Source organism: Pseudoxanthomonas sp., from assembly GCF_002863005.1.
Taxonomy (GTDB): Bacteria; Pseudomonadota; Gammaproteobacteria; order Xanthomonadales; family Xanthomonadaceae; genus Pseudoxanthomonas_A.
On sequence record NZ_PKDG01000022.1, the window covers coordinates 1 to 25,398 of the forward strand.

Here is a 25,398-nt window from a genome sequence, read left to right on the forward strand (position 1 = left end):
GGGGCTTACGCCGCCGCCGGCCGCGACTTGCCCTTGATCGGCACCACCTTGGTGGCGGCCTCGGCGCGGCGCGACAGGGCGCGGTCGATGCGGGCGAAGACTTCGCGCATCGTGGCCGCTTCCGGCAGCAGGGTGACGCGGAAGTGGTGGCGGTAGGGCACGTTGAAGCTGGAGCCCGGCACGACCAGCACGCCTTCGGTTTCCATCAGTTCCAGCGCGAACGCATGGTCGTCGAAACCCTTGGCGGCATCGCCGACCACCGCCGGGAACGCGTACAGCGCACCGGCCGGGTTGACCAGCTCCAGGTGTGGGCTGGCGTCGCAGGCGTCGATCACCGCGCGACGGGTTTCGTACAGGCGGCCGCCGGGTGCGCACAGTGCGCTGATGGTGTCGGGGCCGTTGACCGCGGCGTCGATGGCGTACTGGCCGGGCACGTTCGCGCAGAGGCGCAGCGCGCTGAGCAGGTCCATCGCATGCAGGAAGTCGCGCACCACGTCGCCGTGGCCGGAAACCACGCCCCAGCCCACGCGCCAGCCGCAGGCGCGATGCACCTTGCTCAGGCCACTGAAAGTGATGCACGGCACGTCGCCGGCCATCGGTGCGACCGGCACGAAGCTCGCACCGTCGTACAGCACCTGGTCGTAGATCTCGTCGACCATCAGCAGCAGGCGGTGCTTCGCGGCGATCGCCACGATGCGCTCCAGCAGTTCGCGCGAGTAGGTGGCGCCGGTGGGATTGTTCGGATTGATCAGCACGATGGCGCGGGTGCGCGAGCTGATCAGTTGTTCGATCTCGTTCGGATCGGGCTGGAAGTCGTTCTCCGGATCGCAGCGGTAATACACCGGGCGTCCGTCGTTGAGGATGGTCGCGGCCGACCACAGCGGATAGTCGGGCGAAGGCACCAGCACTTCGTCGCCGGGATTCAGCAGCGCGCGCAGCGACAGGTCGATCAGTTCCGACACGCCGTTGCCGACGAACACGCGGTCCGCGTGCGCGTCCGGCGTGCCGCGCTTGGCGTAGGCCGCGGCGATCGCCTCGCGCGCCGAGGGCAGGCCCTGCTGGTGCGTGTAGGGGTCGGTGCGACCCATGTCGTCGGCGATCGCGCGCTGCAGGTGCTCCGGCGCACGAAAACCGAAGGCGCCCGGGTTGCCGATGTTGAGCTTGATCAGCTTCTGCCCCTGGGCCTCGAGCTCGCGGGCTCGCCGTGCCAGTTCGCCCCGGATTTCGTAGCGGACTTCGGACAGGCGTTCGCGCGTGGCGAGCGGTTTGACGGGCGGGGTGGACATGGCGGCGACCGCAGCGGGGCTGGACGTGGAAGGAGAGCCAGCTTAACGGATATTTAGCCCGACGGACCCCGCAGGCGCCACCCCGCGTCTAGAATGCGCGCCATGCCCGAAACCCCCGTCCCGCCTGTGTCCGACGTCACCCTTCTGCGGTCCATTGGCTGGCCATATGCAGGGGAACCGGAGGACGCCGCATGGCGCGAGGCGATGCAGGCGCATCCGCAGGCCACCCCGGCGCGGGTCATCGAGCAGCACCGCTCCGGCTATGTGGTCGCCGACGCGCCGGGCATGGGAGTCAAGGCGGAATCGCTTCCGGAGTGGCAGCGCCCGCGGTTTCCCGCCCACGAGCGCCCCGCTGTTGGCGACTGGGTGTTGCTGGAAGACGCCACGTCGAAGCGGCCGCGCATCGTCGCGCTGCTGCCGCGGCATACCGGCATCAAGCGCGGCGCGGCCGGCGAGCACTACCACCAGCAGGTGATCGCGGCGAACATCGATACGGTGTTCATCGTCTGCGGCCTGGATGCCGACTTCAATCCACGCCGCATCGAGCGCTACCTGCTGCTGGTCGGCGGCGGCGGTGCGCAGCCGGTCGTCGTACTGACCAAGGCCGACCGCACCGAGTACGCCGACGATGCGGTCGAGGTGCTGGCGGATCTGACGGCGCAGGGCGTGCCGGTGTTCACCGTCAACGCCAAGCATCCGGACAGCGTGGGGCAGCTGGCGCCGTGGCTGGCGCCGGGCCACACGGTGGTGCTGGTCGGCTCGTCCGGCGCGGGCAAGTCCACGATCACCAATACCCTGATCGGCGACGAGCGCATGAAGACCGGCGAAGTGCGCGAAAGCGATTCGCGCGGCCGCCACACCACCACTTACCGCGCGCTGATTCCCCTGCCGGCAGGCGCCTGCCTGATCGACACGCCCGGCATGCGCGAGCTCAAGCCCACCGGCGAAGAAGACCTGGCCGACGGCGGTTTCGCCGACATCGAGGCGCTGGCCGAGCAGTGCAGGTTCCGCGACTGTTCGCACGACCGCGAGCCGGGCTGCGCGGTGCGCGCGGCCATTGAGCGCGAAGAGCTGGACGAGGGCCGCTTCCTCAACTACCTCAAGCTGCGCGACGAAGTCGCCGCCGCTGCCGACAAGCTCGCTTCGCGGCTGGCCGACAAGGCCAACGCCAAGGTGCAGAACAAGGCGCTGAACAAGCGGCTCAGCGACAAGTACGGCAAGCGTTAGGTTTTCGCGTGACGCGAGCGGAACGTTCGATGTGGTGACGCGCCCTTGTCGTCATCCCGGCGGCGTTCAACAGCCGAATGGCTGGTCAAGCCGGGACCCAGCGTCTCGCTGCGAATCTACCGTCATCCAAACACCCGAGTCACTGGGTCCCGGCCTGCGCCGGGATGACGGCGGATAGATCTCGACGGTCGATCACCTTTAGATCGATCAGCTTCAGGAATCGATCAACTCCAGAGGTTTATGAACCCGGTGATGATCAGCGCATTGGTGAAGTCGATGAAGAACGCGCCCACCAGCGGCGCCACCAGGAACGCGCGCGGCGCCATGCCGTAGCGTTCGACCAGCGTGCGCATCACCGCCATCGCATTGGCCGTGGTGCCGAGCATGAAACCGATGAAGCCGCCGCCCATCACGGCCGCGTCGTAGTCGCGGCCCATCACCCGGAACACCACGCCGCAGAACAGCGCGACCAGTGCCACCTGCAGTCCGAGGTTCACCAGCAGCGGCGCCGCCAGGCCGGCCAGCTCCCACAGCTTGAGGTTCATCAACGCCACCGCAAGGAACAGCGCCAGGCAGACGTTGCCGATCAGGTCGGTCGTCGCCACCGGCAATCCGATCCAGCCGGTTCGATCGTCGATGTAGCGGATCAACGCACCGACCATCATCGCGCCGACGTAGGCGGGCAGCGTGAGCCCGGCGGCGGACAGGGCGGCGCTGACGCCGGCACCGGCCCACATGGCGACCAGGATCACCACGATGCTCTTCAGCGCCGCGGATTCGCGCGTGGCGAAGTCCGGCGTATCGCGCGCACCGGTGGGTTCGGCCGCGGATTCGTCGGGTTTGCCCAGGCGCACGCCGCCGTAGAGTTTGTGGCGCCGGATCAGTACCGTGGCCACCGGTCCGCCCAGCAAGCCTCCGCAGACGATGCCCGCCATCGCCGAGGCGACCGCGATCGATTCGGCGCCGGTGACACCGGCCTGTTCGAACAGCGGGGCGAACGCCAGACCGGTCGCCGGTCCGCCGGTCAACGTGGTGGAACCCGCCAGCACGCCGAACAGAGGATGCAGGCCGAAGCCCATCGCCACCGCCATGCCCAGCAGGTTCTGCACGATGGCGAAGCCACTGGCCAGAAGCAGGAAGATCACCACCTGGCGGCCGCTGAGTTTCAGCAGCGCCACGCTGGCATTGACGCCGATGGTGGTGAAGAAGGCGATCATCAGCGGCGCCTGCAGGCTGGTGTCCAGCGTGAACAGGGTGACCTCGCGGCTGCGGGCGGCCAATACCACCAGCGCCACCGCCAGGCCACCGATCACCGGCGCAGGCAGGTTGTACTTCGAGAACAGCGGGACGACGCGGCAGAGTGCGTAGCCGAGGAAGAGCGCCAGGCCAGCGAAGGCCAGCGTCTGTACTGCATCGAGTTCCAGCATGCTGCCCCCGCAACCGATGGAAGAAGGTCGAGCATAGTCCAGCCACGGGCGCTTGTGCCGGCCGCGGTGTGCGCTGGGCTAAAGTGTGAGCCAGGGAGGGATGCATGCACGCCGATATCGCCCATCACGCCGCGCTGGACGCACGCCTGGTCAGGGCCGTGCGGGGCATCAAGCTGCTCAGCCTGGCCAGCTGGCCCGCGGACGTGCAGGCGCCGTTCCTCGACAGCGTCGCGCGTGGGCAGCCACGGCGGCCGGTGATCGACTATCCCCGTCTCGACTTCGGCGATGCGCGCCGCGAACTGGCCGCGATCGCGGTGGCCGCCGACGCAGCGCATCCGCTCGGTCGCTACCTGCGCGATTCCGTGCACAGCTGGGACATCGCCGCGCAGTTGCTGGAAGCCTTGGGCACGCCGGCGGTGACCACGCACTCGATCGCACTGTTCGGCACGCCGGAAGCCTGCCTGCCCGGCGACGGACCGACCACGCGCGATGCGGCGGGCCATTTCATCGCCATCGCCAACGAGCTCGACCACGAGCTGCTGTCGCCGGAGGAGCAGATCCCGGTCTCGGCCACGGCCCTGCAGTTGCAGCTGCAGGCCGACCTGGACGATTTCTTCGACGGCCGCGTCATCACCGTGGAGCTGGACCGCAACCTGATCGCGAAGGCTGCCGCGGGCGCCACCCGCATCCGCCTGCGCCACGGGGCCGCCTTCAGCGACTACGACCGCCGCCAGCTGCTGCAGCACGAAGCGCTGGTGCATTCGCTCACCGCCCTGAACGGCCGCGAGCAGGCCGTGTTGCCCAGCCTGGCGCTGGCATCTCCGCGCGTCACCGCCACGCAGGAAGGACTGGCGACCTTCGCCGAGCAGATCACCGGCAGCATCGACATCGAACGCATGAAGCGGATCAGCCTGCGCATCGAGGCGGTCGCGATGGCACTGGCGGGCGCGGACTTCGTCGAGGTGTTCCGCTACTTCACCGATGCGGGGCAGAACCCGGCGGAAAGCTTTTCGTCCGCACAGCGCGTGTTCCGGGGCGTGCCGACCTCCGGCGGCGCGGCCTTCACCAAGGACACCGTCTACCTGCGTGGCCTGATCGGCGTGCACACGTTCTTCCGCCGCTCGCTGCAGCAGGACCGGCTGCGGGTCTGCCGCCGCCTGTTCGCCGGCAAGATGACGCTGGAGGACGTGACGCTGTTCGAGCCGATGTTCGATGACGGCGTGCTGGCGCCGCCGCGCTGGCTGCCGAGCTGGGTCAGCCGTGCCAACGGCCTGGCGGGCATGCTGGCGTTCTCGCTGTTCGCCAACCGGATCCGCCTGGACAAGCTGTCGACGGACGCCTAGCCGGAAAGTGGTACGCGCGGCCCGCGATGCCGGTGGCACACTGGCGGCATGAGCACGACGATCCTGGTCGCCGACGACCATCCGCTGTTCCGCGCGGCGGTGATCCACGCACTGCGCGAGGCGCTGCCCGGCGCCACCGTGGTCGAAGCCGCGAGTGCCACGGGCCTGGGACAGGCGCTGGACGCGCACCCCGAGGCGGACCTGGTGCTGCTGGACCTGACGATGCCCGGCGCGCACGGGTTCTCCGCCCTGTTGCATGTCCGTGGCGAACATCCGGAGGTGCCGGTGGTCGTCATCTCGTCGAACGAACACCCGCGGGTGATCCGTCGTGCGCAGCAGTTCGGTGCGGCCGGTTTCATTCCCAAGTCGTCGCCGGCCGACACCATCGGCGCCGCAGTCGCGGCGGTGCTCGATGGCGGGGCGTGGTTCCCGCCGCTCACCGTCGAGCGGTCCGAGCAGGACGCCGCACTCGCGGCCCGCCTGGCGCAGCTGACGCCGCAGCAGTTCCGCGTGCTGCTGTGCCTAGCGGACGGTCTGCTCAACAAGCAGATCGCGCACGAACTCGGCCTGGCCGAGAACACCGTGAAAGTGCACGTCACCGCGATCCTGAAGAAGCTGGAATGCCACAGCCGCACACAGGCGGCGGTGCTGGTGAAGTCGCTGGAGCCGGAGGGTCCGCCGATCGCCTGAGTTCAGCGCGCGCGGCGCACGTGCAACTGGGTCATCAGTGCGCGCAGCGCCGCCGGCTTCACGGGCTTGGCGAGGAAGCCCCAGCCACGTTGCAGCGCCAGCGAGCGCCAGGCGTCGTCGTGCTCGGCGGTGACCAGGATCACCGGCGGCGCGGCGCGCCAGCGTTCGCACAGGCGCGCGTACACCGTCGGCCCGTCCGTGTCGCCCAGTCGCACGTCGAGCAGCAGCAGGTCCGGTACGGCATGCGGTGCCGCGGCGGCCAGCGCGTCGTCGGGCCCTGCCGCCAGGCCGACGTCGCATTCCCAGCGATCCAGCAGCGCGCGCGTGGCTTCGCAGACGCGGGGATCGTCGTCGATGCACCAGACCAGGCGGCCGCGCAGGGGCGAGGCATCGTCGCTGTCGGCCGCGACCGGGGGTGGGTCGACGGTCACGGCATCGTCGACGCCGCGTGGCAGCGCCACCCAGAACACGCTGCCGCGACCCAACTGCGAGCGCAGGCCGATGCGGTGCCCCAGCAGGCGGCCGATGCGTTCGACGATGGCCAGGCCGAGCCCGGCGCCACGGTCGTTGGCGACGCCGTCGTTGAGCCGGCGGAACTCTTCGAAGATCTCGGCCTGGAGACTCTCGGGAATGCCCGGGCCCTGGTCGTGCACCTCGATGCGCACCAGCTCGCCGGCGCGGCGCACGCCAAGCAGCACGCGGCCGCGTGGCGTGTAGCGGATCGCGTTCGACAGGAAGTTCTGCAGGATGCGGCGCAGCAGGGCTTCGTCGCTGCGGACGACGGCGCGCGTGGCGACGCCGTCCAGCGCCAGCCCGCGGCCTTCGGCGACCATGCCGAATTCCCGCAGCAGCGTCTCCAGCAGGGGTGCCAGCGCGAAGTCGCGGACGCGGGTAGGCAGCGCACCGGATTCCAGGCGGGCGATGTCGAGCAGGCTGTTGAGGATCGCGTCCTGCGCGGCAAGCGCATTGTCGACATGGTCGGCGATGCGCCGCGCCTCGTCGTCGTGCAGGCGCCCGCGCAGGGCGGAGACGAACATGCGCGCGGCGTTCAACGGCTGCAGCAGGTCGTGCACCGCCGAGGCGACGAAGCGCGTCTTGTAGCGGTTGGCGTTCTCGGCGGCGCGGGTGGCGTCGGCGAGGGCGCGCGTGCGTTCTTCGACGCGGTGCTCCAGCGCATCCGCCAGCGAGCGCAACTCACGCGCGGCGTTCTTGTAGCTGGTGATGTCGGCGTAGCTGGTGACGAAGCCGCCGTCGGGCAACGGATTGCCGCGGATCTCCAGCACCACGCCATCGTCCTTCTCGCTCTCGCGCATGTGCGGCTTGCCGCTGCGCAGGTGGTCCAGGCGACGCTGGATCGCCTCTTCGATGGGCCCCGGTCCCAACAGGCCGCGGCGGGCGTTGTGGCGGAACACGTCCTCGATCGGGCGGCCGACGTGGATCAGGTCCGGCGGGAAGCGGAACAGGTCCATGTAGCGCGAGTTCCAGGCCACCAGCCGCAGGTCGGCGTCGATGATGACCACGCCCTGCGGCAGGTGCTCGAGGCTGCGGCTCAGGCCGGCATCGGCGGAACGTGCCGCCTCGACGATGCCATCCTGCGCGGTGCGCAGTTCCTGCGCGTGCTGCTGCAGCACGACCTCCAGTTCCTGCCGGCTGCGGCGCTGCAGCAGCGCGGTGCGGCGGCGCTGCTGCACGAACAGGGCCAGGAACGCCAGCGCCAGCCAGCCGCCACCGGCGGCAACGGCGGCGGCGCGTCCTGCCGCAGCGATGGCCGAGGCGTCGTGCAGCAGGTGCAGCTGCCAGCCTTCCTCGGGCAGGGCCTTCGATTGCCACAGCACGGCGCCCGTCCATGGCGGGTCGCGCATCTGCACGCGCCGCGCGCCGTCCCCGGCCGCCGACAGGTCCTGCCAGCGAAGCGGCGTGAGCCTCTGCCGCGCGTATTGCCGCGTCGCGGCCAGCTCGCGCCGGTCGGCCTCGCTCAGGGGGCGAAGCGTGCGGTAGCGCCAGTCGTCCTGACTGGCGAGGAAGACCACGCCGTGCGCGTCGCTGACGAGCACCACGTCGGGTGTCTGCAGCCACTCCTGTTCCAGCGCATCCAGGTCGATCTTGATGACGACCAGGCCGATGGTTCCGCCGTCGCCGTCCACGATGGCCTGCGACAGGAAATAGCCGGGCTCGCCCGTGGTCAGGCCGATGCCGTAGAACTGGCCCTGGCCGTCGCGCAGCGCCTGCTTCACGTAGGGACGGAAGCTGTAGTCCTCGCCGACATTGCTGGTCGGTTCGCGCCAGTTGCTCGCCGCCAGCGCGATGCCGCGGCGGTCGATCAGCGTGAGCGTCGATGAGCGGGTGACACTGTTGGCGTCTTCCAGGCGCTGGTTGAGCGCATTGCGGCGCGCGTCGTCCACCGGCGACACCAGCGCGTCGCGCAGGTCGGGGTCCTGGGCCAGCATCTGCGGCAGCGTGCGATAGCGGTCGATGCGTTGCTGCAACGCTTGCGCGTGCAGGTCGAGCTGGCGTTCCAGCTGCGCCGTCTCGGCCCGCTGCGCGCGCGCGCCGGCCCCGTGGTAAGCCAGCGCCATGACCAGGGCGGCACCGCCCAGGATCGCCAGCACGACGAGCAGGATCCGGTGGAGGCGGCGGGTGCGCAGCATGGCCGCAGTCTACGGGCGTGGCGCCGGCTGCGGACAGGCGCGGGAGCGGGCTAGTACCAATAGGTTATCGGTGCGGCGGCGGGGCAGGGGTACAACATGCCGGCCCCGGTTCCGTGGGCGACGCCATCCGTCCCGGAGTCCTCCCATGCATCTGGCCGATACCCCGTTCGCAACGCCGCCGAAGCAGCCGCTGTACAAGCAGCTGTACTTCCAGGTGATCGTGGCCATCGTGCTGGGCGCGACGCTGGGCCACTTCGAGCCCGCGCTGGCCGAATCGATGAAACCGCTGGGCGATGCCTTCATCAAGCTGGTGAAGATGATCATCGCGCCGGTGATCTTCCTGACCATCGTCACCGGCATCGCCGGCATGACCCACCTGCGCACGGTGGGCCGGGTGTTCGCCAAGGCGATGGCGTACTTCCTGTTCTTCTCCACGCTGGCGCTGGTGATCGGCATGATCGTCGCGCACGTGGTGCAGCCGGGCGCCGGCATGAACATCAACCCGGCCGACCTGGACCAGTCGGCGGTCAACGACTACGTGCAGAAATCGCACGAGCTTTCGCTGGTCGGCTTCCTGATGGACATCATCCCGAAGACGCTGGTCAGCCCGCTGGTGGGCGACAACATCCTGCAGGTGCTGTTCGTGGCGGTGCTGTTCGGCCTGTCGCTGGCGCTGGTCGGCGAGAAGGGCCGCCCGGTACTGAACCTGCTGGAGGCGCTGACCGCCCCGGTATTCCGCCTGGTGCACATCCTGATGCGCGCCGCGCCGATCGGTGCGTTCGGCGCCATCGCCTTCACCATCGGCAAGTACGGCGTCGGCATGCTGGTCAACCTCGCGTGGCTGGTCGGGTCGTTCTATCTCACCTCGCTGCTGTTCGTGATCGTGATCCTCGGGCTGGTGTCATGGTGGTGCGGCTTCTCGATCTTCCGCCTGATCCGCTACCTCAAGGCCGAACTGCTGCTGGTGCTCGGCACTTCGTCGTCCGAGTCCGCACTGCCGTCGCTGATGGAGAAGATGGAGCGCGCCGGTGCGTCGAAGTCCGTCGTCGGCCTGGTCGTGCCCACCGGATACTCGTTCAACCTGGACGGCACCAATATCTACATGACGCTGGCCGCGCTGTTCATCGCGCAGGCCACCAACACCGAGCTGAGCCTCGGCCACCAGATCATGCTGCTGCTGGTCGCGATGCTGAGTTCGAAGGGCGCCGCGGGCGTCACCGGTGCCGGCTTCATCACGCTGGCCGCCACGCTGGCGGTGGTGCCCGAAGTGCCGGTCGCCGGCATGGCGCTGATCCTGGGCATCGACCGCTTCATGAGCGAGTGCCGCTCGCTGACCAACTTCACCGGCAACGCGGTGGCCACGCTGGTGGTCGCGCGCTGGGAAAACGCGCTCGACCGCGATGCGCTGGCGCGCGCGCTGGGCGGGCCGTCCGCACCGATCGCCGCCGCGCCCGATCCGGCCGCAGGCCCGGGCGATCCGACACGACTCACGGCCGACTGACGCCGGCCACACCACGTCTTCAGAGGAGGGACTGAACGATGCATGCCTTGAACCCACGCCGCGCTCCGCTGCGCAGCAGCCTGACGCTGGCCTTGCTGGCGGTGATCCATGCCGCGGCCGCGCAGGACGCCACCCCGCCCGCCGAACCGGCGGCGCAGTCCGCGCCCGCCGACGACGCGACCACGCTCGACAAGGTCGTGGTGGTCGGTTCGCACATCCAGGGCGCGGCCACCACCGATGCGCTGCCGGTGCTGGTGGTCGGCGCGGAGCAGATCGATGCTGCCGGTGCGATCTCCGGCGACGAGCTGATGCGCACCATCCCGCAGATGGGCGACGTGCTGTTCGACGCCTCGAACAACCCGCAGACCAGCAACGCGGCGCGCGGTGACGTCAATTCGGTGAACCTGCGTTCGCTCGGCGTCGGCAACACGCTGGTGCTGCTCAACGGGCGCCGCCTGGTGCAGCACCCGACCAGCCAGGGCACGTCCGATACCGGTACGGTGCCGGTGCAGAGCTTCAATTCGAACGCGATCCCCGTCTCCGGCCTGGACCGCATGGAGATCCTGCTGGATGGTGCGGCGGCCATCTACGGCGCCGACGCGGTAGCAGGCGTGGTCAACACCGTGCTGCAGACCGACTTCGATGGCGTCAGCGCGAGCACGCGCTATGGCGGCGCCGAGGGCACCGGCATGAACGAGTTCGAAGTGAACCTGTTCGCTGGCCGCAATTACGATCGCGGCAATGTCTCGCTGTTCCTCAACTACGTCGACCGCTCCGAACTGATGGCGGACGACCAGGACTTCACCGCGACCGACGACCTGCGTGCGCTGTTCGCGGACTATCCGGATTTCGCCGGCCTGTCCGCGCTCGATGGCCGGTCGTCGCACACGCCGTGGGCGCGCCTCACGGTGGGCCCGCGCGCGGTGATCCGGTCCAACGGCACGGCGGTGACGAACACCGCGGGCGCGTTCCGCATCCAGCCCTCCAGCTTCGGCTGCGGCGTCAGCCTCGGCAATGATCTCTGCCTGGCCAGCGGCAACCACAATTTCAACACCACCAACCGCGAAATGCGCTACGACACGCGTTACGGCACCAGCGTGCGGCCGTCGGTGGAGCGCATCAACGTGTTCCTGACCGGCCATTACGACGTCACCGACACCGTCGAGGCGTTCGGCGAGGTCGGCTTCTACCACGCGGTCAGCGAAGCCACGCAGCCACCGGTGGTGAACCTCAACAGCCTGTGGATCCCGGCGACCAACTACTGGAATCCGTTCGGCGCGGCCACACTGCCCGATGGCTCGCCGAATCCGAACCGCCTGCCGGGGCTGACCAACGTGCCCGCCACCGGCCTGCCGGTGCAGATGAGCAACTACCGCTATGTCGACGCCGGCTTCCAGCGCGTGCGCGTGGAGAACTACCAGGCGCGTTTCCTCGCCGGCCTGCGTGGCGAGTGGAACGGCTGGAACTGGGAGACCGCGCTGCTGTACTCCGAAGCCGAGGCCGAGGATCGTTCGCCCAACATCAACATGACCCTGCTGCAGCAGCAGCTGGCACTGGCCACGCCGGATGCCTACAACCCGTTCAGTGGCGGCTGCGTGTCCACGCCGACCTACGGCGACTGTTCGCCGAGTTCGCAGGCGGCGATCGACGGCATCGTGTTCGACCTGGTGCGCGAGTCGCGCACCACGCTGACGATGGCCGACTTCAAGATGAGCCGTGGCGACCTGTTCTCGCTGCCGGCCGGCGATGTCGGCATCGCCTTCGGTGCGGAAGCACGCCGCGAGACGCAGCGCGACGATCGCGATGCGAATCTCGATGGCACCTACACGTTCACCGACATGGTCACCGGCGAGACCAACCTGAGCAACGTGGCGGCGGTCAGTCCGAATCCGGATACGCGCGGCTCGCGCAACGTCGGCTCGGCCTACGTCGAGTTCGCGGTCCCGCTGGTGTCCGAGGACATGGGCATCCCGCTGGTGCATCGCCTGGACATGCAGCTGGCCGGCCGTTACGAGCACTACTCCGACTTCGGCTCCGTCGCCAAGCCCAAGGTGGCGCTGGCGTGGGACCTGGTGGAGGGCGTGCGCCTGCGCGGTTCTTACTCGGAAGGCTTCCGCGCGCCGAACCTGGAGCAGACGAACGCCACCCAGTACGCGCGCCTGGCCAGCGGCGTGGACCACATCCGCTGCGAAGCCGACCTGCGCGCCGGCCGCATCGCCTCCTTCAGTGCCTGCGGTCAGAACACCGCCGGTGCGTCGCTGCTGGTCGCCGGCAATCCGGACCTGGAGCCGGAAGAGAGCACCAACACCTCGTTCGGCGTGGTGTTCCAGCCGACCTTCATCCCGGAGCGCTTCGGCAGCTTCACCTTCACCGTCGACCGCTGGAAGATCAAGCAGGAGCAGATCGTCGGCCTGCTCGGCGCGCAGACCGCGCTGACGGTGGACTACCTGGCGCGCGTGGGTGGTGGCAGCAACCCGCTCGTCGTGCGCGAAGCGCCGACGCAGGAAGACGTCGACGCGTTCGCCGGTACCGGGATCGATCCCGTGGGCCGCGTCATCGCCATCAACGACCGCTTCATCAACCTGCAGCCGCAGACCGCGGGCGGCCTGGACTTCGGCGTGGACTGGTCGCTGCGGCGCACGCGCCTCGGTTCGTTCTCGGTCAACCTCAACGCCACCCGCCTGCTGGAATTCACGCGTGATCCGGGCGACATCGTCAATGCGCTGTACGCCGCGCGTGCGGCCGGCACCATCGATCCGCTGACACCGTTGCCGGACTCCACCCAGCTGATCGGCCAGAACGGCCGTCCGGAATGGCGCGCCAGCGGTTCGCTGACATGGAACAAGGCGGCGTGGCGCGTGGGCTATTCGGCGCAGTACATGAGCTCGTTCGAGCAGCCGCAGCTGCTGGGCCTCTCGGGCGATCCGTGGGTGGTCGACCAGCGCCTGACGCACAACCTGTATGGCCAGTACCGCTTCGCCGATGGCACCGCCGTGCGCCTGGGCGTGCGCGACCTGACCGACGAGGGCCCGTCGCTGGCCGATGGCGGTTATCGCGGGTCGCTGCACAATCCGTGGGGTCGCTACTGGTACGTCAACATCAGCCGTTCGTTCTGAGGAGCCTGCAGACGCGATGCGAAGCACGAGCCGCCGCTGGATCGCCGCCACGCTCGCCGCGTTGGCCGCCTTCGTGCCGCCTCTCGGCGCGGCGGCCGCCGACACCGACGTCGCATTCGCCCCCGTGGCGTGTCCGGCGTCGGTCGGCGCGCAGGTCGACTGTCTCGAAGGGCAGGACGTGCATGGGGCCTGGCTGCTGGTCGCCATGCCGCGCCGCTGGAACCGCACGCTCATCGTGCATGCGCACGGCGGGCCGCGGCTCGGCGAGCCCAAGGCCGGGGATTCGGCGGAGGACCTCGACCGTTTCGCCGTCATGGTGCGGGAAGGCCATGCCTGGATCGGCACCACGTATCGCCGCGGCGGTTACGGCGTGCGGATGGCGGCGGCCGACGTGGAGCACAGCCGGCGCGTGTTCTGGTCGCGCTGGGGCCGTCCGGAACGCACGCTGTTGCACGGGCAGTCGTGGGGCGGCAACGTCGCGGCTAAGGCGGCGGAGCTGTATGCGCTCGACATCGATGGCCGGCCGAACTTCGATGGGGTACTGACCACCAACGGCCTGTTGTTCGGGGGCACGCGGGCATACGGCTTCCGCGCCGACCTGCGTGCGGTCTACCAGTACTACTGCCGCAACCATCCCGCCGTCGGGGAAGCGCAGTATCCGGTGTGGCAAGGGCTGCCCGCCGGCGCAAGGATGACCCGCGACGACCTGCGCAAGCGCGTGGACGCCTGCACCGGTGTCGACCAGCCGGCGTCGAAGCGCACGCCCGCGCAGGCGGCGAACCTGCGCGACATCCTCGCCGTCACCGGCGTGGCCGAGCAGCAGCTGGTCGCGCACTTGGCGTGGGGGACGTTCCACTTCCAGGACATGGTGCAGAAGCGGCTGGGTGGCCGGAACCCCTTCGACAATCGCACCACCGTCTATCGTGGTTCGCGCGATGACACCGGACTCAACGCCGGCGTCGAGCGCTTCGCCGCCGATCCCGCCGCCGTCGCCCGGTTGGCCTACGACGCCGACCTGTCCGGCCTGATCGTGCTGCCCACCGTCACCGTGCATGCGCGCCACGATCCGACCGTGTCGTACGACGCGGACGCGGCCTACAGGGCGATCGTCGCCGCGGCCGGCCGTGGCCACCTGCTGTTGCAGGCGCTGACCGATGAGCGCGACCACAGCCGCCTGCAGGACGCGACGTACGCGACCGCACTGCAGGTGCTCGAGCGCTGGCTCGACACCGGCACGCGACCGCCGGCCACGACCTTCGCCGAGACCTGCGCGCGCGCATCGCGGACACGCGCAGCGTGCCGTTTCATCGCGCCCTGAGTGCGTCCTGCATGACCACGGCGTGACGCAGCGCCGCAACGGCCCAAGTCCGGGCCCGGCGGGGAAGGGGTAGAATTGCCGCTCCCCCGCCTTCACCACAGGCACCGTTTCCGCAATGACGAACGACGATTTCAAGCAGGCCGCGCTGGAATACCACCGCCTGTCGCCGCCCGGCAAGATCAAGGTGGCACCGACCAAGCCGATGCTCACCCAGCGCGACCTGGCGCTGGCCTACTCGCCGGGCGTCGCGTTTGCCTGCGAGGCGATCGTCGAAGACCCGAACGCGGCCAGCGAGCTCACCGCGCGCGGCAACCTGGTGGCGGTGGTCACCAACGGCACCGCGGTGCTCGGCCTGGGCAACATCGGCGCGCTGGCCGGCAAGCCGGTGATGGAAGGCAAGGGCGTGCTGTTCCAGAAATTCGCCGGCATCGACGTGTTCGACATCGAGATCAACGAGCACGACCCCGACAAGCTGGTCGACATCATCGCTTCGCTGGAGCCGACCTTCGGCGGCATCAACCTGGAAGACATCAAGGCGCCGGAGTGCTTCATCGTCGAGCGCAAGCTGCGCGAGCGCATGAAGATCCCGGTCTTCCACGACGACCAGCACGGCACCGCGATCATCGTGGGCGCCGCGGTGGTCAATGCGCTGGAAGTGATCGGCAAGAAGATCGAGGACGTGAAGCTGGCCACCAGCGGCGCCGGCGCGGCCGGCATCGCCTGCCTGGACATGCTGGTCGCGCTGGGCCTGAAGCCGGAGAACATCCTGGCCTTCGACCGCGACGGCGTCATCTACACGGGCCGCCCGCACCTGGACCCGGACAAGGCACGGTATGCCCGCGATACCGACAAGCGTTCGCTGGCGGAGATCGTCGACGGCGCGGACATCTTCCTCGGCCTGTCGGCCGGCGGCATCCTGAAGCCGGAGATGGTCGCGACGATGGCGGACAGGCCCGTCATCCTGGCGCTGGCCAACCCGAACCCGGAAATCTCGCCGGCCGACGCCAAGGCCGTGCGCCCGGACGTCATCATCGGCACCGGCCGCAGCGACTATCCGAACCAGGTCAACAACGCGCTCTGCTTCCCGTACATCTTCCGCGGCGCGCTCGATGTCGGCGCCACCGTCATCAACGAGGACATGAAGGTGGCCTGCGTGCACGCCATCGCCAAGCTGGCGCGGCGCGAGGCCTCCGACCTGGGCAGCGCCTACGGCGACGACGTGCCGTGCTTCGGCCCCGAATACCTGATTCCGCGCCCGTTCGATCCGCGCCTGCTGGTGGAAGTGGCCGCGGCGGTCGCGCAGGCGGCGATGGACAGCGGGGTCGCGCTGCGTCCGATCACCGACATGTGGGCCTACCGCGAGAAGCTGGGCCAGTTCGTCTACCGCACCAGCCTGATGATGAAGCCGGTGTACGACCGCGCGCGCGCCGACAAGAAGCGCGTGGTGTATGCCGAAGGCGAGGAAGAGACCGTGCTGCGCGCCGTGCAGACGGTGATCGACGAAGGCCTGGCGTTCCCGATCCTGATCGGCCGCCCGGACGTGATCGATGCGCGCATCCAGCGCCTCAGCCTGCGCATGCGCGCCGGCGTCGACTTCGAGATCACCAACCAGGACGACGATCCGCGCTTCAACGACTACTGGCAGCACTACCATGCGCTGACCTCGCGCCGCGGCGTGACGCCGGCGGCGGCGAAGAACCTGATGCGTTCGCGGCCCACGCTGATCGCCGCCGTGATGGTGGCGCGTGGCGAAGCCGACGCGATGATCACCGGCCTGGTCGGCCGCTTCCACAAGAAGCTCGGCTACGTGCGCAGCGTGATCCCGCTGGACCCGGGTGTGCAGTCGACCTCGGCGATGACCGGCGTGATCAACAACCAGGGCGCGTACTTCTTCCTGGACACGCACGTGCAGGACGACCCGACCGCCGAGCAGATCGCCGAGGCCACGCTGCAGGCGGCGTACCGCCTGAAGCTGTTCGGCATCGAGCCGCGCATCGCGCTGCTGTCGCACTCCAACTTCGGCAGCCACGAGACGCCGGGTTCGATCAAGATGCGCCGCGTGCGCGAGCTGTTGTTGAAGCGCAAACCCGACCTCAACGTCGATGGCGAGATGCAGGGCGACACCGCATGGGACGAGGTGCTGCGCAGCCGCATGATGCCAGGCAGCACGCTCTCGGGCCGCGCGAACCTGTTCGTCATGCCCAACCTGGACGCGGCGAACATCGCCTACAACATGGTGCGCGTGGTCACCGACGGCGTGGCGATCGGCCCGATCCTGATGGGCATCTCCAGGCCGGTCCACATCCTGACCACCAGCGCCACCCCGCGCCGCGTCATCAACATGACCGCCATCGCCGCGGTCGATGCGCAGATCCGCCTGCAACGTGAGGCCGAGCGCAACGGACCGGGTTGATGGGTCCGAGCCCTGGAGAGAAAAAGCCCCGCATGCGGGGCTTTTTCTTGGTCGGTGTCCAGGACTTCAGGTGTGGGAGCGACGTGAGTCGCGATGGGCTACCGGTAAAGCCTCATCGCGACTTACGTCGCTCCCACAACCTTGCTTTGCGGCTAGTCCTCTTCCTCCCCATCCAGGATCCGCCGCTGCAACGCATCCAGGTAGGCATCGGCATCGGCGCTGGATTCGAAGATCTCGTCCATCGGCACCGCCTGCACGATCTCGATGACCTTGCGGATCTGTTCCTGCGGATGCACCACCAGCAGGCGGCCTTCGTGCGGGGCGAGCGCCTTGCGCGCCTTCAGGATGCTGCGCACGCCGGCGCTGCTGATGTAGTCCAGGTGCGCCAAGTCCAGTACCAGTGCCTGCGGGCGCGCCGCCAGCATCGGCGCCAGTGCGTCGTCGAGCTGGCCGTGGCTGGCGGTGTCCAGCCGGCCGCCCAGCACCACGTACTGGTTGCCGTTGACGGGCGGGTAGACCTCAATCTCCAAAGTCATCGGGCATCTCGGTGAAGCGGATCTGCCGGGTGGGGGAAGCCCGGGGAGGCAGGGAGGCAGCGCTGGATCGTAAAACAAATGCGGGCCGAGGGTGCGGCGGCTCAGTCGTCGTCCTCGGCGGCGTCCAGCACCTTGCGCTGCATCACGTCGAGATAGGCATCGGCCTCCGCCGTGGACGAGAAGATCTCGTTCAACGGCACGGCCTTGACCATGTCCAGCACTTTCTGGATCTGCGGCTGCGGATTGACCAGCAACACCTTGCCGCCGTGCGGTGCCAGCGTCTTGCGCGCCTTGAAGATGGAACGGATGCCGGCGCTGCTGATGTACTCCAGCCCGGACAGGTCCAGCACCAGCGAGTGCAGCTGGCGGGTCAGCAACGGCGCCAGCGCTTCGTCGAGGTCTTCGTACGTGTGGGTGTCGAGCCGGCCACGCAGCAGCGCGCGCTGGCTGCCCTTGCCCGGGGGATGGAACTCGATTTCCAGGCTCATGCGGACGTCTCCTCGGTGGGAATGCGCAGCGCCAGGCGCAGCACGTTGTAGTTACCCATTCGCTGATAGGTGGCCATTTCGGCCACCTGCCGGACCAGGTGCAGGCCCAGCCCGCCGGTGGGCCGGTCGAGGATGTCCGCATCCAGGTCGGGGGCAGGTTGCTCCAGCGGATTGAACGGCGCGCCGCTCTCGCGGAATTCCAGGGTCAGCACATGGTCGCGGATCGCGATGTCCACGCACAGTTCGTGTTCTTCGGCGTCCACCCGCGCCAGGTCGCCGTGCTCGATGGCGTTGCTGGCCAGTTCCTCGACGATCAGCCTGACGTCGCCCTGGATGGCACGGCTGACGCCATTGTTGGCCAATACGGCTTCCAGCGAGGCGTTGAGGTCGTCCACGCGGGCGTGCTCACGCGGGATGAACAGTCGCATCTGCATGTGCGTTCTCCTGGGTTGGCGGAGCTTCGGGGGAAGCGGCGGCCCTGTCCAGCCGGCGCCGGATCGCGAGCACGGTGATGTCGTCGGATTGCGGTGCGGGATCGGTAAATGCGTGAACCCGCGCGATCAGCGCCTCGCACTGCTCGCGCGCGGTCGCGCCGGACCGCAGCGCATCCGGGATGCGTTCGGGGCCGAAGGCGACGTCGCGGCTGTCGAACGCTTCGGTGATGCCGTCGGTCCAGGCCAGCAGCGTGGCTCCGGCCGGCAATTGCCCGGACCACAGCGGGAACGCATCGCCCACCTCGAAACCCAGTGGCGGCCCCGGCTGCACCGGCAAGGCCTCGTGGCGGCCATCGGCATGCAGCAGCAACGGCGCATCGTGGCCGGCACTGGCCAGCACGCAGGCGCCGCTGCGCACGTCCACGCGCCCGCACAGCACCGTGGCGAACATGCACGCATCGTTGCCCTGCACCAGTCGCCGCGACGCTTCCGCCAGTACGCGCTCCGGCGACGGATGGGTACTGGCGGCCACCTCCAGCACGGTGACGGTGCGCGCCATGAAGAGCGCGGCGGGCACGCCCTTGTCCGACACGTCGCCGATGGCGAACCACAGGCCGTCGGGATCGGTCTGGATGAAGCAGTAGAAGTCGCCGCCCACGGCCTTGGCCGGTTCCAGCCGTGCATACGCTTCCAGATGCGCGTCCTCGCGATCGATGACGCGCCCTGGCGGCAGCATCGCCTGCTGGATCTCGCGTGCGATCGACAGCTCGCTCTCCAGCTTCTGCCGCGCGGCGGTCATGTCCTCGATCTCGTGCAGCTGCTGGCGGATGGAAACGCGCGCGTGTTCCAGCGTGCGCGCCATCTGGCCGACTTCGTCGCGACGCTGCACGAACGGCACCGGCATGTCGTAGTCGCCCTGGGCCAGGCGTGCCGCGGAGGAGGAGAGGTCTTCGACGGGCTGGCTGACGTGGCGCGCCAGCTTGCTCACCACCAGCATGCACACCAGCGCCAGCAGGGTGCCGATGGCGACCAGCAGCCACAACGCCTGCGTCAGGCGGGCAGTGACCAGGTCGTAGGACTGCGCCACCAGCAGGGTCCAGCCGCTGTCGCCCACCGGCTCCGCCACGGTGTAGCGCCGCTCGCCGCTTACCGCATCCACGTGGAGGTGCTGCAGCGGGCGCCGTACACGGACGGCCTGGGCGATCTCGCCGAGATCCACGCGCCCGCTGCGCGCGATGTAGTCCTCCAGCGTTTCCTCGCGTTCGACGCCGACCTCGGGATTCAGCGCCAGCGTGCCGGCCGGTGCCACCAGCGAGACGCGCCAGCCCGGCAGGTGGGCCAGCGCATCGACCATGTCGGTCAGGCTGGTCAGCGGCAGGTCCAGGCTGACCATGCCGCGTGTGCGGGCGCCGCGCCCGGGTTCGCGCAGTGGCATGTTGTAGGTGACCATCCACACGTCGCCGGCGGTCTGGTTGAGGTACGGCTCCGACCACCAGCCCGCGGGTGCGGCCACGGTGCGCTGGTACCAGCCCTGTTCGCGGAAGGCATATCCGTCGGCGATGAAATCGCGGTCGCTGCCGTTCGCGGCCACGTAGCGCGCGAACGGCGCGTCCTCCTTCGCGCGCGCCTCCAGGATCAGCAGGCCGCCCACGCAACCGGGCGTGGCCTTCACCATCGCGCGCAGGGTGGTGGTCAATTCGTCGGGCGACAGCTGCGCGTTGCCCACCAGTTCCGACATGCCCTGCGTGGTGATGGTCACCACGTGCAATGCGCCGTCGATCCGCTGCGCGGCTTCCTGCGCCGTCGCCTGCGTGTCGCGGCGCGCGTCGTCCAGGATCATGCGGCGCGCGTACCACGCGGTCGCCACCACCAGCAGCACCAGCAGCACCACGTTGACCAGGCCGGCCCACAGGGCGATGCGCGTGCGCAGGCTGCTGCGCCAGTGCGCGGCACCGGCGACATCGCGTTCTGGCACGACACTGCTGGGCACTGCGTTGCGCATGCCGACCCTGTTCGTCGCGTTCCCCCCGGACGCCGATCATACGCCCGCACCGCGTGCTGCATCGCAATAACCCAAAGGTCTGATTTTGGTGTGGTGGTTGTCCCGGGACAGGCACGCAATGTCCTCTCCATACGCCTGCGTAGCCAGGCTCGGCGCGGGGTGCGTGCGTTACACTTCAAGGCTCTACAAGTAACGGCGACGCCACGCCCCACGCGCGGCGCAACAGGAGTGGGAATGAACTGGTTGAACGAGATGTTGCAGAGCGATCCGGACCCGCAGGAATCCCGCGAATGGATCGATTCCATGCAGGCGGTGATCGAGAAGAACGGCGCCCTGCGTGCTCACCAGTTGCTCGAAGGCATGGTCGAAGTCACCCGCCGCGCCGGTGCCTACCTGCCGTTCTCGCCGACCACCGAATACGTCAACACCATCGCGCCGCAGAACGAGGCCAAGAGCCCCGGTGACGCCGCGCTGGAATGGCGCATCCGTTCGATCATCCGCTGGAACGCGATGGCCACCGTCGTGCGCGCCAACCGCAAGCCCGGCGACCTCGGCGGCCACATCGCCAGTTTCGCCTCCGGCGCCACGCTGTACGACGTCGGCTTCAACCACTTCTGGCGCGCGCCCAGCGACAGCCATCCGGGCGACCTGCTGTTCATCCAGGGCCACAGCGCGCCGGGCATCTACGCGCGTTCGTTCCTGGAAGGCCGCATCAGCGAGCAGCAGCTCGACAACTTCCGCATGGAAGTCGACGGCCAGGGCATCTCGTCCTATCCGCATCCGTGGCTGATGCCGGATTACTGGCAGACCCCGACCGTCTCGATGGGCCTGGGCCCGCTGGCGGCGATCTACCAGGCGCAGTTCATGAAGTACCTGGAGCACCGCGGCCTGATCGAGAAGTCCGACCGCAAGGTGTGGTGCTTCATCGGCGACGGCGAGAGCGACGAGCCGGAAACCCTCGGCGCGATCGCGCTGGCTGGCCGCGAAGGCCTCGACAACCTGATCTTCGTCGTCAACTGCAACCTGCAGCGCCTCGATGGCCCGGTGCGCGGCAACGGCAAGATCATCCAGGAACTGGAAGGCGTGTTCCGCGGCGGCGGCTGGAACGTCATCAAGCTGCTGTGGGGCAGCTACTGGGATCCGCTCCTCGCGCGCGACACCGACGGCGTGCTGAAGAAGCTGATGATGGAAACCGTCGACGGCGAATACCAGAACTGCAAGGCGTTCGGCGGCAAGTACACGCGCGACAACTTCTTCGGCAAGTACCCGGAGACGGCGGCCATGGTCGCCAACCTGTCCGACGACGACATCTGGCGCCTCAACCGCGGCGGCCACGATCCGCACAAGGTCTACGCGGCCTACCACGAGGCGGTGAACACCAAGGGCATGCCCACGGTGATCCTGGCCAAGACGGTGAAGGGCTACGGCATGGGCTCGGCGGGCGAATCGCTCAACCCGACCCACCAGACCAAGAAGCTGGACGACGAAGCCATCCGCACGTTCCGCGACCGCTTCAACATCCCGGTCAGCGACAAGCAGCTGGAAGAATCGGCGCAGGTGCCGTTCTACCACCCGGGCGAGGACTCGCCGGAAATCCAGTACCTGAAGTCGCGCCGCGCCGCGCTCGGCGGTTACCTGCCGCAGCGTCGTCGCAAGGCCAGCGAGTCGTTCGAGACGCCGAAGCTGGAAGCCTTCGATCGCCTGCTGAAGAGCACCGGCGACCGCGAGATTTCCACCACGATGGCGTTCGTGCAGGGCCTGAACATCGCGCTGCGCGACAAGCAGGTCGGCCCGCGCCTGGTGCCGATCGTCGCCGACGAGGCGCGCACGTTCGGCATGGAAGGCATGTTCCGCCAGATCGGCATCTACGCGCCGTTCGGCCAGAAGTACAAGCCGGTCGATGCCGACCAGCTGATGTACTACCGCGAGGACCAGTCCGGCCAGGTGCTGCAGCAGGGCATCAGCGAGCCGGGCGCGATGTCGTCGTGGATGGCGGCGGGCACCAGCTATTCGGTCAGCAACGTGCCGATGCTGCCGTTCTACATCTACTACTCGATGTTCGGCTTCCAGCGCATCGGCGACATCGCGTGGCAGGCGGCGGACATGCGTACGCGCGGCTTCCTGCTGGGCGGCACCGCGGGCCGCACGACGCTCAACGGTGAAGGCCTGCAGCACGAAGACGGTTTCAGCCACGTCATCGCCGGCAGCATCCCGAACGTGCGCAGCTACGACCCGACCTTCGGTTTCGAAGTCGCGGTGGTCCTGCAGCACGGCATGCAGAAGATGCTGCAGGAGCAGGTGGACGAGTACTACTACGTCACCCTGATGAACGAGAACTACAGCCATCCGGAAATGCCTGCAGGCGCGGCCGACGGCATCATCAAGGGCATGTACCTGCTCACCGATGCCGGCAAGCCGAAGAAGGGCGAGCTGCGCGTGCAGCTGATGGGCAGCGGCACCATCCTGCGCGAGGCGATCGCGGCGGCCGAGCTGCTGGACAAGGATTTCGGCGTCACCGCCGACATCTGGTCGTGCCCGAGCTTCAACGAGCTGCGTCGCGATGGTTTCGACGCCGAGCGCTGGAACCGCCTGAACCCGGAAGCGAAGACGCCGCGCAAGGCGTACGTGACGGAACTGCTGGAAGGCCGCCAGGGTCCTGCCATCGCTGCCACCGACTACGTGCGCGCCTACAGCGACCAGATCCGCGCGTTCGTGCCGATGGCGTACACGGCCCTGGGCACGGATGGCTTCGGCCGCAGCGACACCCGCGCCAACCTGCGCCGCCACTTCGAAGTGGACCGCTACTACATCGCCCACGCCGCCATCGCCGCCCTGGCGAAGGAAGGCAAGATGACCGCCAAGGACGTCGCCCGCGCGATCAAGCAGTACAAGATCGATGTGGAGAAAGCGAACCCGGTGACGGTGTGATGCACGCCGTTCCTCCCCGTACGCGGCGAGGATGACCGGACGAAGAAGCGGCCCATGGCCGCTTTTTTGTTGCCCGAGCGATTGACAGTCCGTGAACCAAGGTTCACAGTTCAGGCCGCATCGACGTCAAGGATGACGCTGCATGATGGAGGTCAGGAAGACACGGATATTCGAGGACTGGCTTGTTTCGCTGCGCGACCGGCAGGCGAGGATGCGTATCCAGGCGCGGATCGATCGGCTCGCCTTCGGCAACCCGGGACAGCATCGCGTGCTGACCGGCGGAGTGTGCGAGATGAAGATCGATTGCGGCCAGGGTTACCGCGTTTATTTCACCCGCCACGGTGACGCATGGGTCGTGCTGCTGTGCGGAGGCGACAAGGCATCGCAGCGAGCGGACATCAAGATGGCGTTGGCGCTGGCGAGCGCGTTGGAGAACTGACATGGCACTGAAGACCACGCCGTGGGATTCGGCGGAATACCTGAAGACGGAGGCGGACATCACCGCCTATCTGGATGCGTGCTTCGAGGAGGCTGGCGATGATCCCGCGTTCCTGGTGCATGCGCTGGGTGTGGCGGCGCGTGCGCGCAACATGAGCCAATTGGCGCGCGACACCGGATTGACGCGCGAGGGCCTGTACAAGGCGTTGTCCAGCAGCGGAAATCCGAGCTTCGGCACGGTGCTGAAAGTGGCCGATGCGATGGGCTATCGGTTCGCGCTGGTCAGCAAGCGGGCCAAACCAAGTCGCAGGGCGGGCAAGCGGGCCTTGGTGCCGGATGCACCGACCGGCGCAGGCAAGCGGCGTGTCGCGCAGGCCAGGCAGGGATGAGGAACACCACTGTCAGGCAGCGTGCAGCTTCGGCATGACGCTCACCCTCGACCACCTGCGCCGCTATGCCATCGCGCGCAGCCTGTTCAAACCGACCACCCTGCCGCGGGCGATCCAGCGGCTGGGTTTCGTGCAGGCGGACCCGATCCGGGCGCCGGCACGCGCGCAGGACCTCACCCTGCGCCACCGTGTCGCCGGTTACCGCGCCGGTGATCTGGAAAGGCGGTATCCGCGGCTGCCGCTGGAAGAAGACTTCTTCGTTAACTACGGTTTCCTGCCGCGCGCACATCACCAGCTGATGCATCCGCGCACGGCCCGCGAAGCATGGAAGCCCGCGCGCTGGAAGCAGGCGCGTGCGGTACTGGATTTCGTCAGTGAGCGCGGCACGTCGCATCCACGCGACGTGGATGCGCACTTCGGGCATGGCAAGACGACCAACTGGTTCGGTGGTTCGTCGAACGCGAGCACGCAGTTGCTGGACGGCATGCACTACCGCGGGCTGTTGCGGGTCGCGCGTCGCGAGGGCGGTACGCGGGTCTATGCGCCGCGCATCGGCGAAGCGACGCCGGTTGCAATGTCCGACGCGGAGGCGCGGCTGGACGCGTTGCTCGACATCATCGTCAACAAGTACGCGCCGTTGCCGGCGGCCAGTCTGGGCCAGTTGCTGGGCTATCTGCGCAGCGGCGTGCCGCAGTGGGCGGGCCTGCGTGCGGCGGCGCTGAAGCGTGCGCGCCAGCGCTTGGGCACGGCACGGGTCGACGGGGTGGACTGGTACTGGCCGGCAGACGAAGATCCGCGCTCACGGCGCTGGAAGCCGGATGACCAGATGCGCCTGCTGACGCCGTTCGATCCGGTGGTGTGGGACCGGCGCCGCTTCGAGATGTTCTGGGGCTGGACGTATCGCTTCGAGGCGTACACGCCGGCACCGAAGCGGAAGTTGGGGTATTACGCGCTACCAGTGCTGTGGGGCGACCGGGTGATCGGGTGGGCGAATCTCAGCGTAATCGATGGGGGGCTGCGGTCGACGTTTGGGTATGTGGACGGGAAGGCGCCGCTGGATAGGGCGTTTCGGGGTGGGCTTGATGGGGAATTGGAGCGTATTCGGGCGTTCCTGGGTCTGCTTGAATGAAAAACACGCTTAGTATTGGCGAAGATCGACGTGTTATAGCTAAGCTAAGTTGTTAAAAATCAGTGTTTGAGTGCGCCCTCTTACT

17 protein-coding genes and 1 pseudogene are annotated in these 25,398 nt (G+C 68.3%); 11 read left to right on the forward strand and 7 right to left on the reverse strand.

What is annotated here, in order from left to right; genetic code table 11:
• Nucleotides 1-5: 5 nt before the first annotated feature.
• Nucleotides 6-1,286 (reverse strand): pyridoxal phosphate-dependent aminotransferase, encoded by a 1,281-nt coding sequence (locus CYU89_RS10970; protein WP_296280963.1) that lies wholly within the window; start codon nt 1,284-1,286, stop codon nt 6-8.
• Between the two features lie 102 nt (nt 1,287-1,388).
• On the opposite strand from CYU89_RS10970, the gene rsgA reads away from it, so the two are divergent.
• Entirely contained in the window at nt 1,389-2,513 is a 1,125-nt protein-coding gene (gene rsgA, locus CYU89_RS10975; protein WP_296280965.1) for a ribosome small subunit-dependent GTPase A, read from the forward strand.
• Nucleotides 2,514-2,737: 224 nt separating this feature from the next.
• Here the strand turns inward: rsgA and gltS are convergent, their stop codons facing one another.
• Nucleotides 2,738-3,940 (reverse strand): sodium/glutamate symporter, encoded by a 1,203-nt coding sequence (gltS, locus tag CYU89_RS10980; RefSeq protein ID WP_296280966.1) that lies wholly within the window; start codon nt 3,938-3,940, stop codon nt 2,738-2,740.
• Nucleotides 3,941-4,044: 104 nt separating this feature from the next.
• Between gltS and CYU89_RS10985 the strand changes: the two genes are divergently transcribed.
• Nucleotides 4,045-5,283: a flavohemoglobin expression-modulating QEGLA motif protein gene (locus CYU89_RS10985; RefSeq protein WP_296280968.1), complete on the forward strand. Its 1,239-nt coding sequence runs from the start codon at nt 4,045-4,047 to the stop codon at nt 5,281-5,283.
• A gap of 48 nt (nt 5,284-5,331) precedes the next feature.
• Nucleotides 5,332-5,973, forward strand: a complete 642-nt coding sequence (locus CYU89_RS10990) for a response regulator transcription factor (protein WP_296280971.1) — start codon at nt 5,332-5,334, stop codon at nt 5,971-5,973.
• Nucleotides 5,974-5,975: 2 nt separating this feature from the next.
• Here CYU89_RS10990 and CYU89_RS10995 read toward each other — a convergent pair whose 3' ends face one another.
• Nucleotides 5,976-8,621, reverse strand: a complete 2,646-nt coding sequence (locus tag CYU89_RS10995) for a PAS-domain containing protein (RefSeq protein ID WP_296280972.1) — start codon at nt 8,619-8,621, stop codon at nt 5,976-5,978.
• Between the two features lie 145 nt (nt 8,622-8,766).
• Here CYU89_RS10995 and CYU89_RS11000 point away from each other — a divergent pair, with 145 nt between their 5' ends.
• The 4 genes from CYU89_RS11000 to CYU89_RS11015 all read left to right on the forward strand — a co-directional run bounded on the left by CYU89_RS11000 (nt 8,767) and on the right by CYU89_RS11015 (nt 16,969).
• On the forward strand, nt 8,767-10,122 hold the full coding sequence (locus CYU89_RS11000) for a dicarboxylate/amino acid:cation symporter (protein WP_296280973.1): 1,356 nt from the start codon (nt 8,767-8,769) through the stop codon (nt 10,120-10,122).
• Nucleotides 10,123-10,169: 47 nt separating this feature from the next.
• Nucleotides 10,170-13,238: a TonB-dependent receptor gene (locus CYU89_RS11005; protein WP_296280974.1), complete on the forward strand. Its 3,069-nt coding sequence runs from the start codon at nt 10,170-10,172 to the stop codon at nt 13,236-13,238.
• A 16-nt stretch (nt 13,239-13,254) separates the two neighbouring features.
• Nucleotides 13,255-14,556 carry a hypothetical protein gene (locus tag CYU89_RS11010; RefSeq protein ID WP_296280975.1) on the forward strand — a complete coding sequence of 434 codons (1,302 nt, stop codon included), beginning with the start codon at nt 13,255-13,257 and terminating at the stop codon, nt 14,554-14,556.
• A gap of 115 nt (nt 14,557-14,671) precedes the next feature.
• Nucleotides 14,672-16,969 carry an NADP-dependent malic enzyme gene (locus tag CYU89_RS11015; RefSeq protein WP_296280977.1) on the forward strand — a complete coding sequence of 766 codons (2,298 nt, stop codon included), beginning with the start codon at nt 14,672-14,674 and terminating at the stop codon, nt 16,967-16,969.
• Nucleotides 16,970-17,121: 152 nt separating this feature from the next.
• Here the strand turns inward: CYU89_RS11015 and CYU89_RS11020 are convergent, their stop codons facing one another.
• From CYU89_RS11020 to CYU89_RS11035, 4 genes are all read right to left on the reverse strand, one after another.
• On the reverse strand, nt 17,122-17,505 hold the full coding sequence (locus tag CYU89_RS11020) for an STAS domain-containing protein (protein WP_296280979.1): 384 nt from the start codon (nt 17,503-17,505) through the stop codon (nt 17,122-17,124).
• A 101-nt stretch (nt 17,506-17,606) separates the two neighbouring features.
• Nucleotides 17,607-17,993, reverse strand: coding sequence for an STAS domain-containing protein (locus CYU89_RS11025; RefSeq protein ID WP_296280981.1), 387 nt, complete (start codon nt 17,991-17,993; stop codon nt 17,607-17,609).
• Entirely contained in the window at nt 17,990-18,427 is a 438-nt protein-coding gene (locus CYU89_RS11030) for an ATP-binding protein (RefSeq protein WP_296280983.1), read from the reverse strand. Before CYU89_RS11030 ends, CYU89_RS11025 begins: the two co-directional genes overlap by 4 nt.
• The gene (locus tag CYU89_RS11035) at nt 18,399-20,429 is read right to left on the reverse strand and encodes a SpoIIE family protein phosphatase (RefSeq protein WP_296280985.1); all 2,031 of its coding nucleotides are present in this window, start codon (nt 20,427-20,429) and stop codon (nt 18,399-18,401) included. The genes CYU89_RS11030 and CYU89_RS11035 overlap by 29 nt, the downstream gene beginning before the upstream one ends.
• Before the next feature lie 234 nt (nt 20,430-20,663).
• Here CYU89_RS11035 and aceE point away from each other — a divergent pair, with 234 nt between their 5' ends.
• The 4 genes and pseudogenes from aceE (at nt 20,664) to CYU89_RS11055 (ending at nt 25,313) form a co-directional block, all read left to right on the forward strand.
• Nucleotides 20,664-23,357: a pyruvate dehydrogenase (acetyl-transferring), homodimeric type gene (gene aceE, locus CYU89_RS11040; RefSeq protein WP_296280987.1), complete on the forward strand. Its 2,694-nt coding sequence runs from the start codon at nt 20,664-20,666 to the stop codon at nt 23,355-23,357.
• A 142-nt stretch (nt 23,358-23,499) separates the two neighbouring features.
• Nucleotides 23,500-23,796 (forward strand): type II toxin-antitoxin system RelE/ParE family toxin, encoded by a 297-nt coding sequence (locus CYU89_RS11045; RefSeq protein WP_343125252.1) that lies wholly within the window; start codon nt 23,500-23,502, stop codon nt 23,794-23,796.
• Between the two features lies 1 nt (nt 23,797).
• Nucleotides 23,798-24,076, forward strand: a pseudogene (locus tag CYU89_RS11050) (addiction module antidote protein); the annotation flags it as partial.
• A gap of 142 nt (nt 24,077-24,218) precedes the next feature.
• A complete protein-coding gene (locus CYU89_RS11055) occupies nt 24,219-25,313 on the forward strand; it encodes a crosslink repair DNA glycosylase YcaQ family protein (RefSeq protein WP_296280989.1) in 1,095 nt (364 codons plus the stop codon).
• Nucleotides 25,314-25,398: the final 85 nt, after the last annotated feature.

What these genes read in the sequence shown, in the direction of transcription:
- gltS (WP_296280966.1), bottom strand. Translation starts at nt 3,940, where the DNA reads ATGCTGGAACTCGATGCAGTACAGACGCTGGCCTTCGCTGGCCTGGCG.
- CYU89_RS10995 (WP_296280972.1), bottom strand. Translation starts at nt 8,621, where the DNA reads ATGCTGCGCACCCGCCGCCTCCACCGGATCCTGCTCGTCGTGCTGGCG.
- rsgA (WP_296280965.1), top strand. Translation starts at nt 1,389, where the DNA reads ATGCCCGAAACCCCCGTCCCGCCTGTGTCCGACGTCACCCTTCTGCGG.
- CYU89_RS11045 (WP_343125252.1), top strand. Translation starts at nt 23,500, where the DNA reads ATGATGGAGGTCAGGAAGACACGGATATTCGAGGACTGGCTTGTTTCG.
- CYU89_RS11000 (WP_296280973.1), top strand. Translation starts at nt 8,767, where the DNA reads ATGCATCTGGCCGATACCCCGTTCGCAACGCCGCCGAAGCAGCCGCTG.
- CYU89_RS10970 (WP_296280963.1), bottom strand. Translation starts at nt 1,286, where the DNA reads ATGTCCACCCCGCCCGTCAAACCGCTCGCCACGCGCGAACGCCTGTCC.
- CYU89_RS10985 (WP_296280968.1), top strand. Translation starts at nt 4,045, where the DNA reads ATGCACGCCGATATCGCCCATCACGCCGCGCTGGACGCACGCCTGGTC.
- CYU89_RS11025 (WP_296280981.1), bottom strand. Translation starts at nt 17,993, where the DNA reads ATGAGCCTGGAAATCGAGTTCCATCCCCCGGGCAAGGGCAGCCAGCGC.
- CYU89_RS11020 (WP_296280979.1), bottom strand. Translation starts at nt 17,505, where the DNA reads ATGACTTTGGAGATTGAGGTCTACCCGCCCGTCAACGGCAACCAGTAC.
- aceE (WP_296280987.1), top strand. Translation starts at nt 20,664, where the DNA reads ATGAACTGGTTGAACGAGATGTTGCAGAGCGATCCGGACCCGCAGGAA.
- CYU89_RS11055 (WP_296280989.1), top strand. Translation starts at nt 24,219, where the DNA reads ATGACGCTCACCCTCGACCACCTGCGCCGCTATGCCATCGCGCGCAGC.
- CYU89_RS11015 (WP_296280977.1), top strand. Translation starts at nt 14,672, where the DNA reads ATGACGAACGACGATTTCAAGCAGGCCGCGCTGGAATACCACCGCCTG.
- CYU89_RS11030 (WP_296280983.1), bottom strand. Translation starts at nt 18,427, where the DNA reads ATGCAGATGCGACTGTTCATCCCGCGTGAGCACGCCCGCGTGGACGAC.
- CYU89_RS11010 (WP_296280975.1), top strand. Translation starts at nt 13,255, where the DNA reads ATGCGAAGCACGAGCCGCCGCTGGATCGCCGCCACGCTCGCCGCGTTG.
- CYU89_RS10990 (WP_296280971.1), top strand. Translation starts at nt 5,332, where the DNA reads ATGAGCACGACGATCCTGGTCGCCGACGACCATCCGCTGTTCCGCGCG.
- CYU89_RS11035 (WP_296280985.1), bottom strand. Translation starts at nt 20,429, where the DNA reads ATGCGCAACGCAGTGCCCAGCAGTGTCGTGCCAGAACGCGATGTCGCC.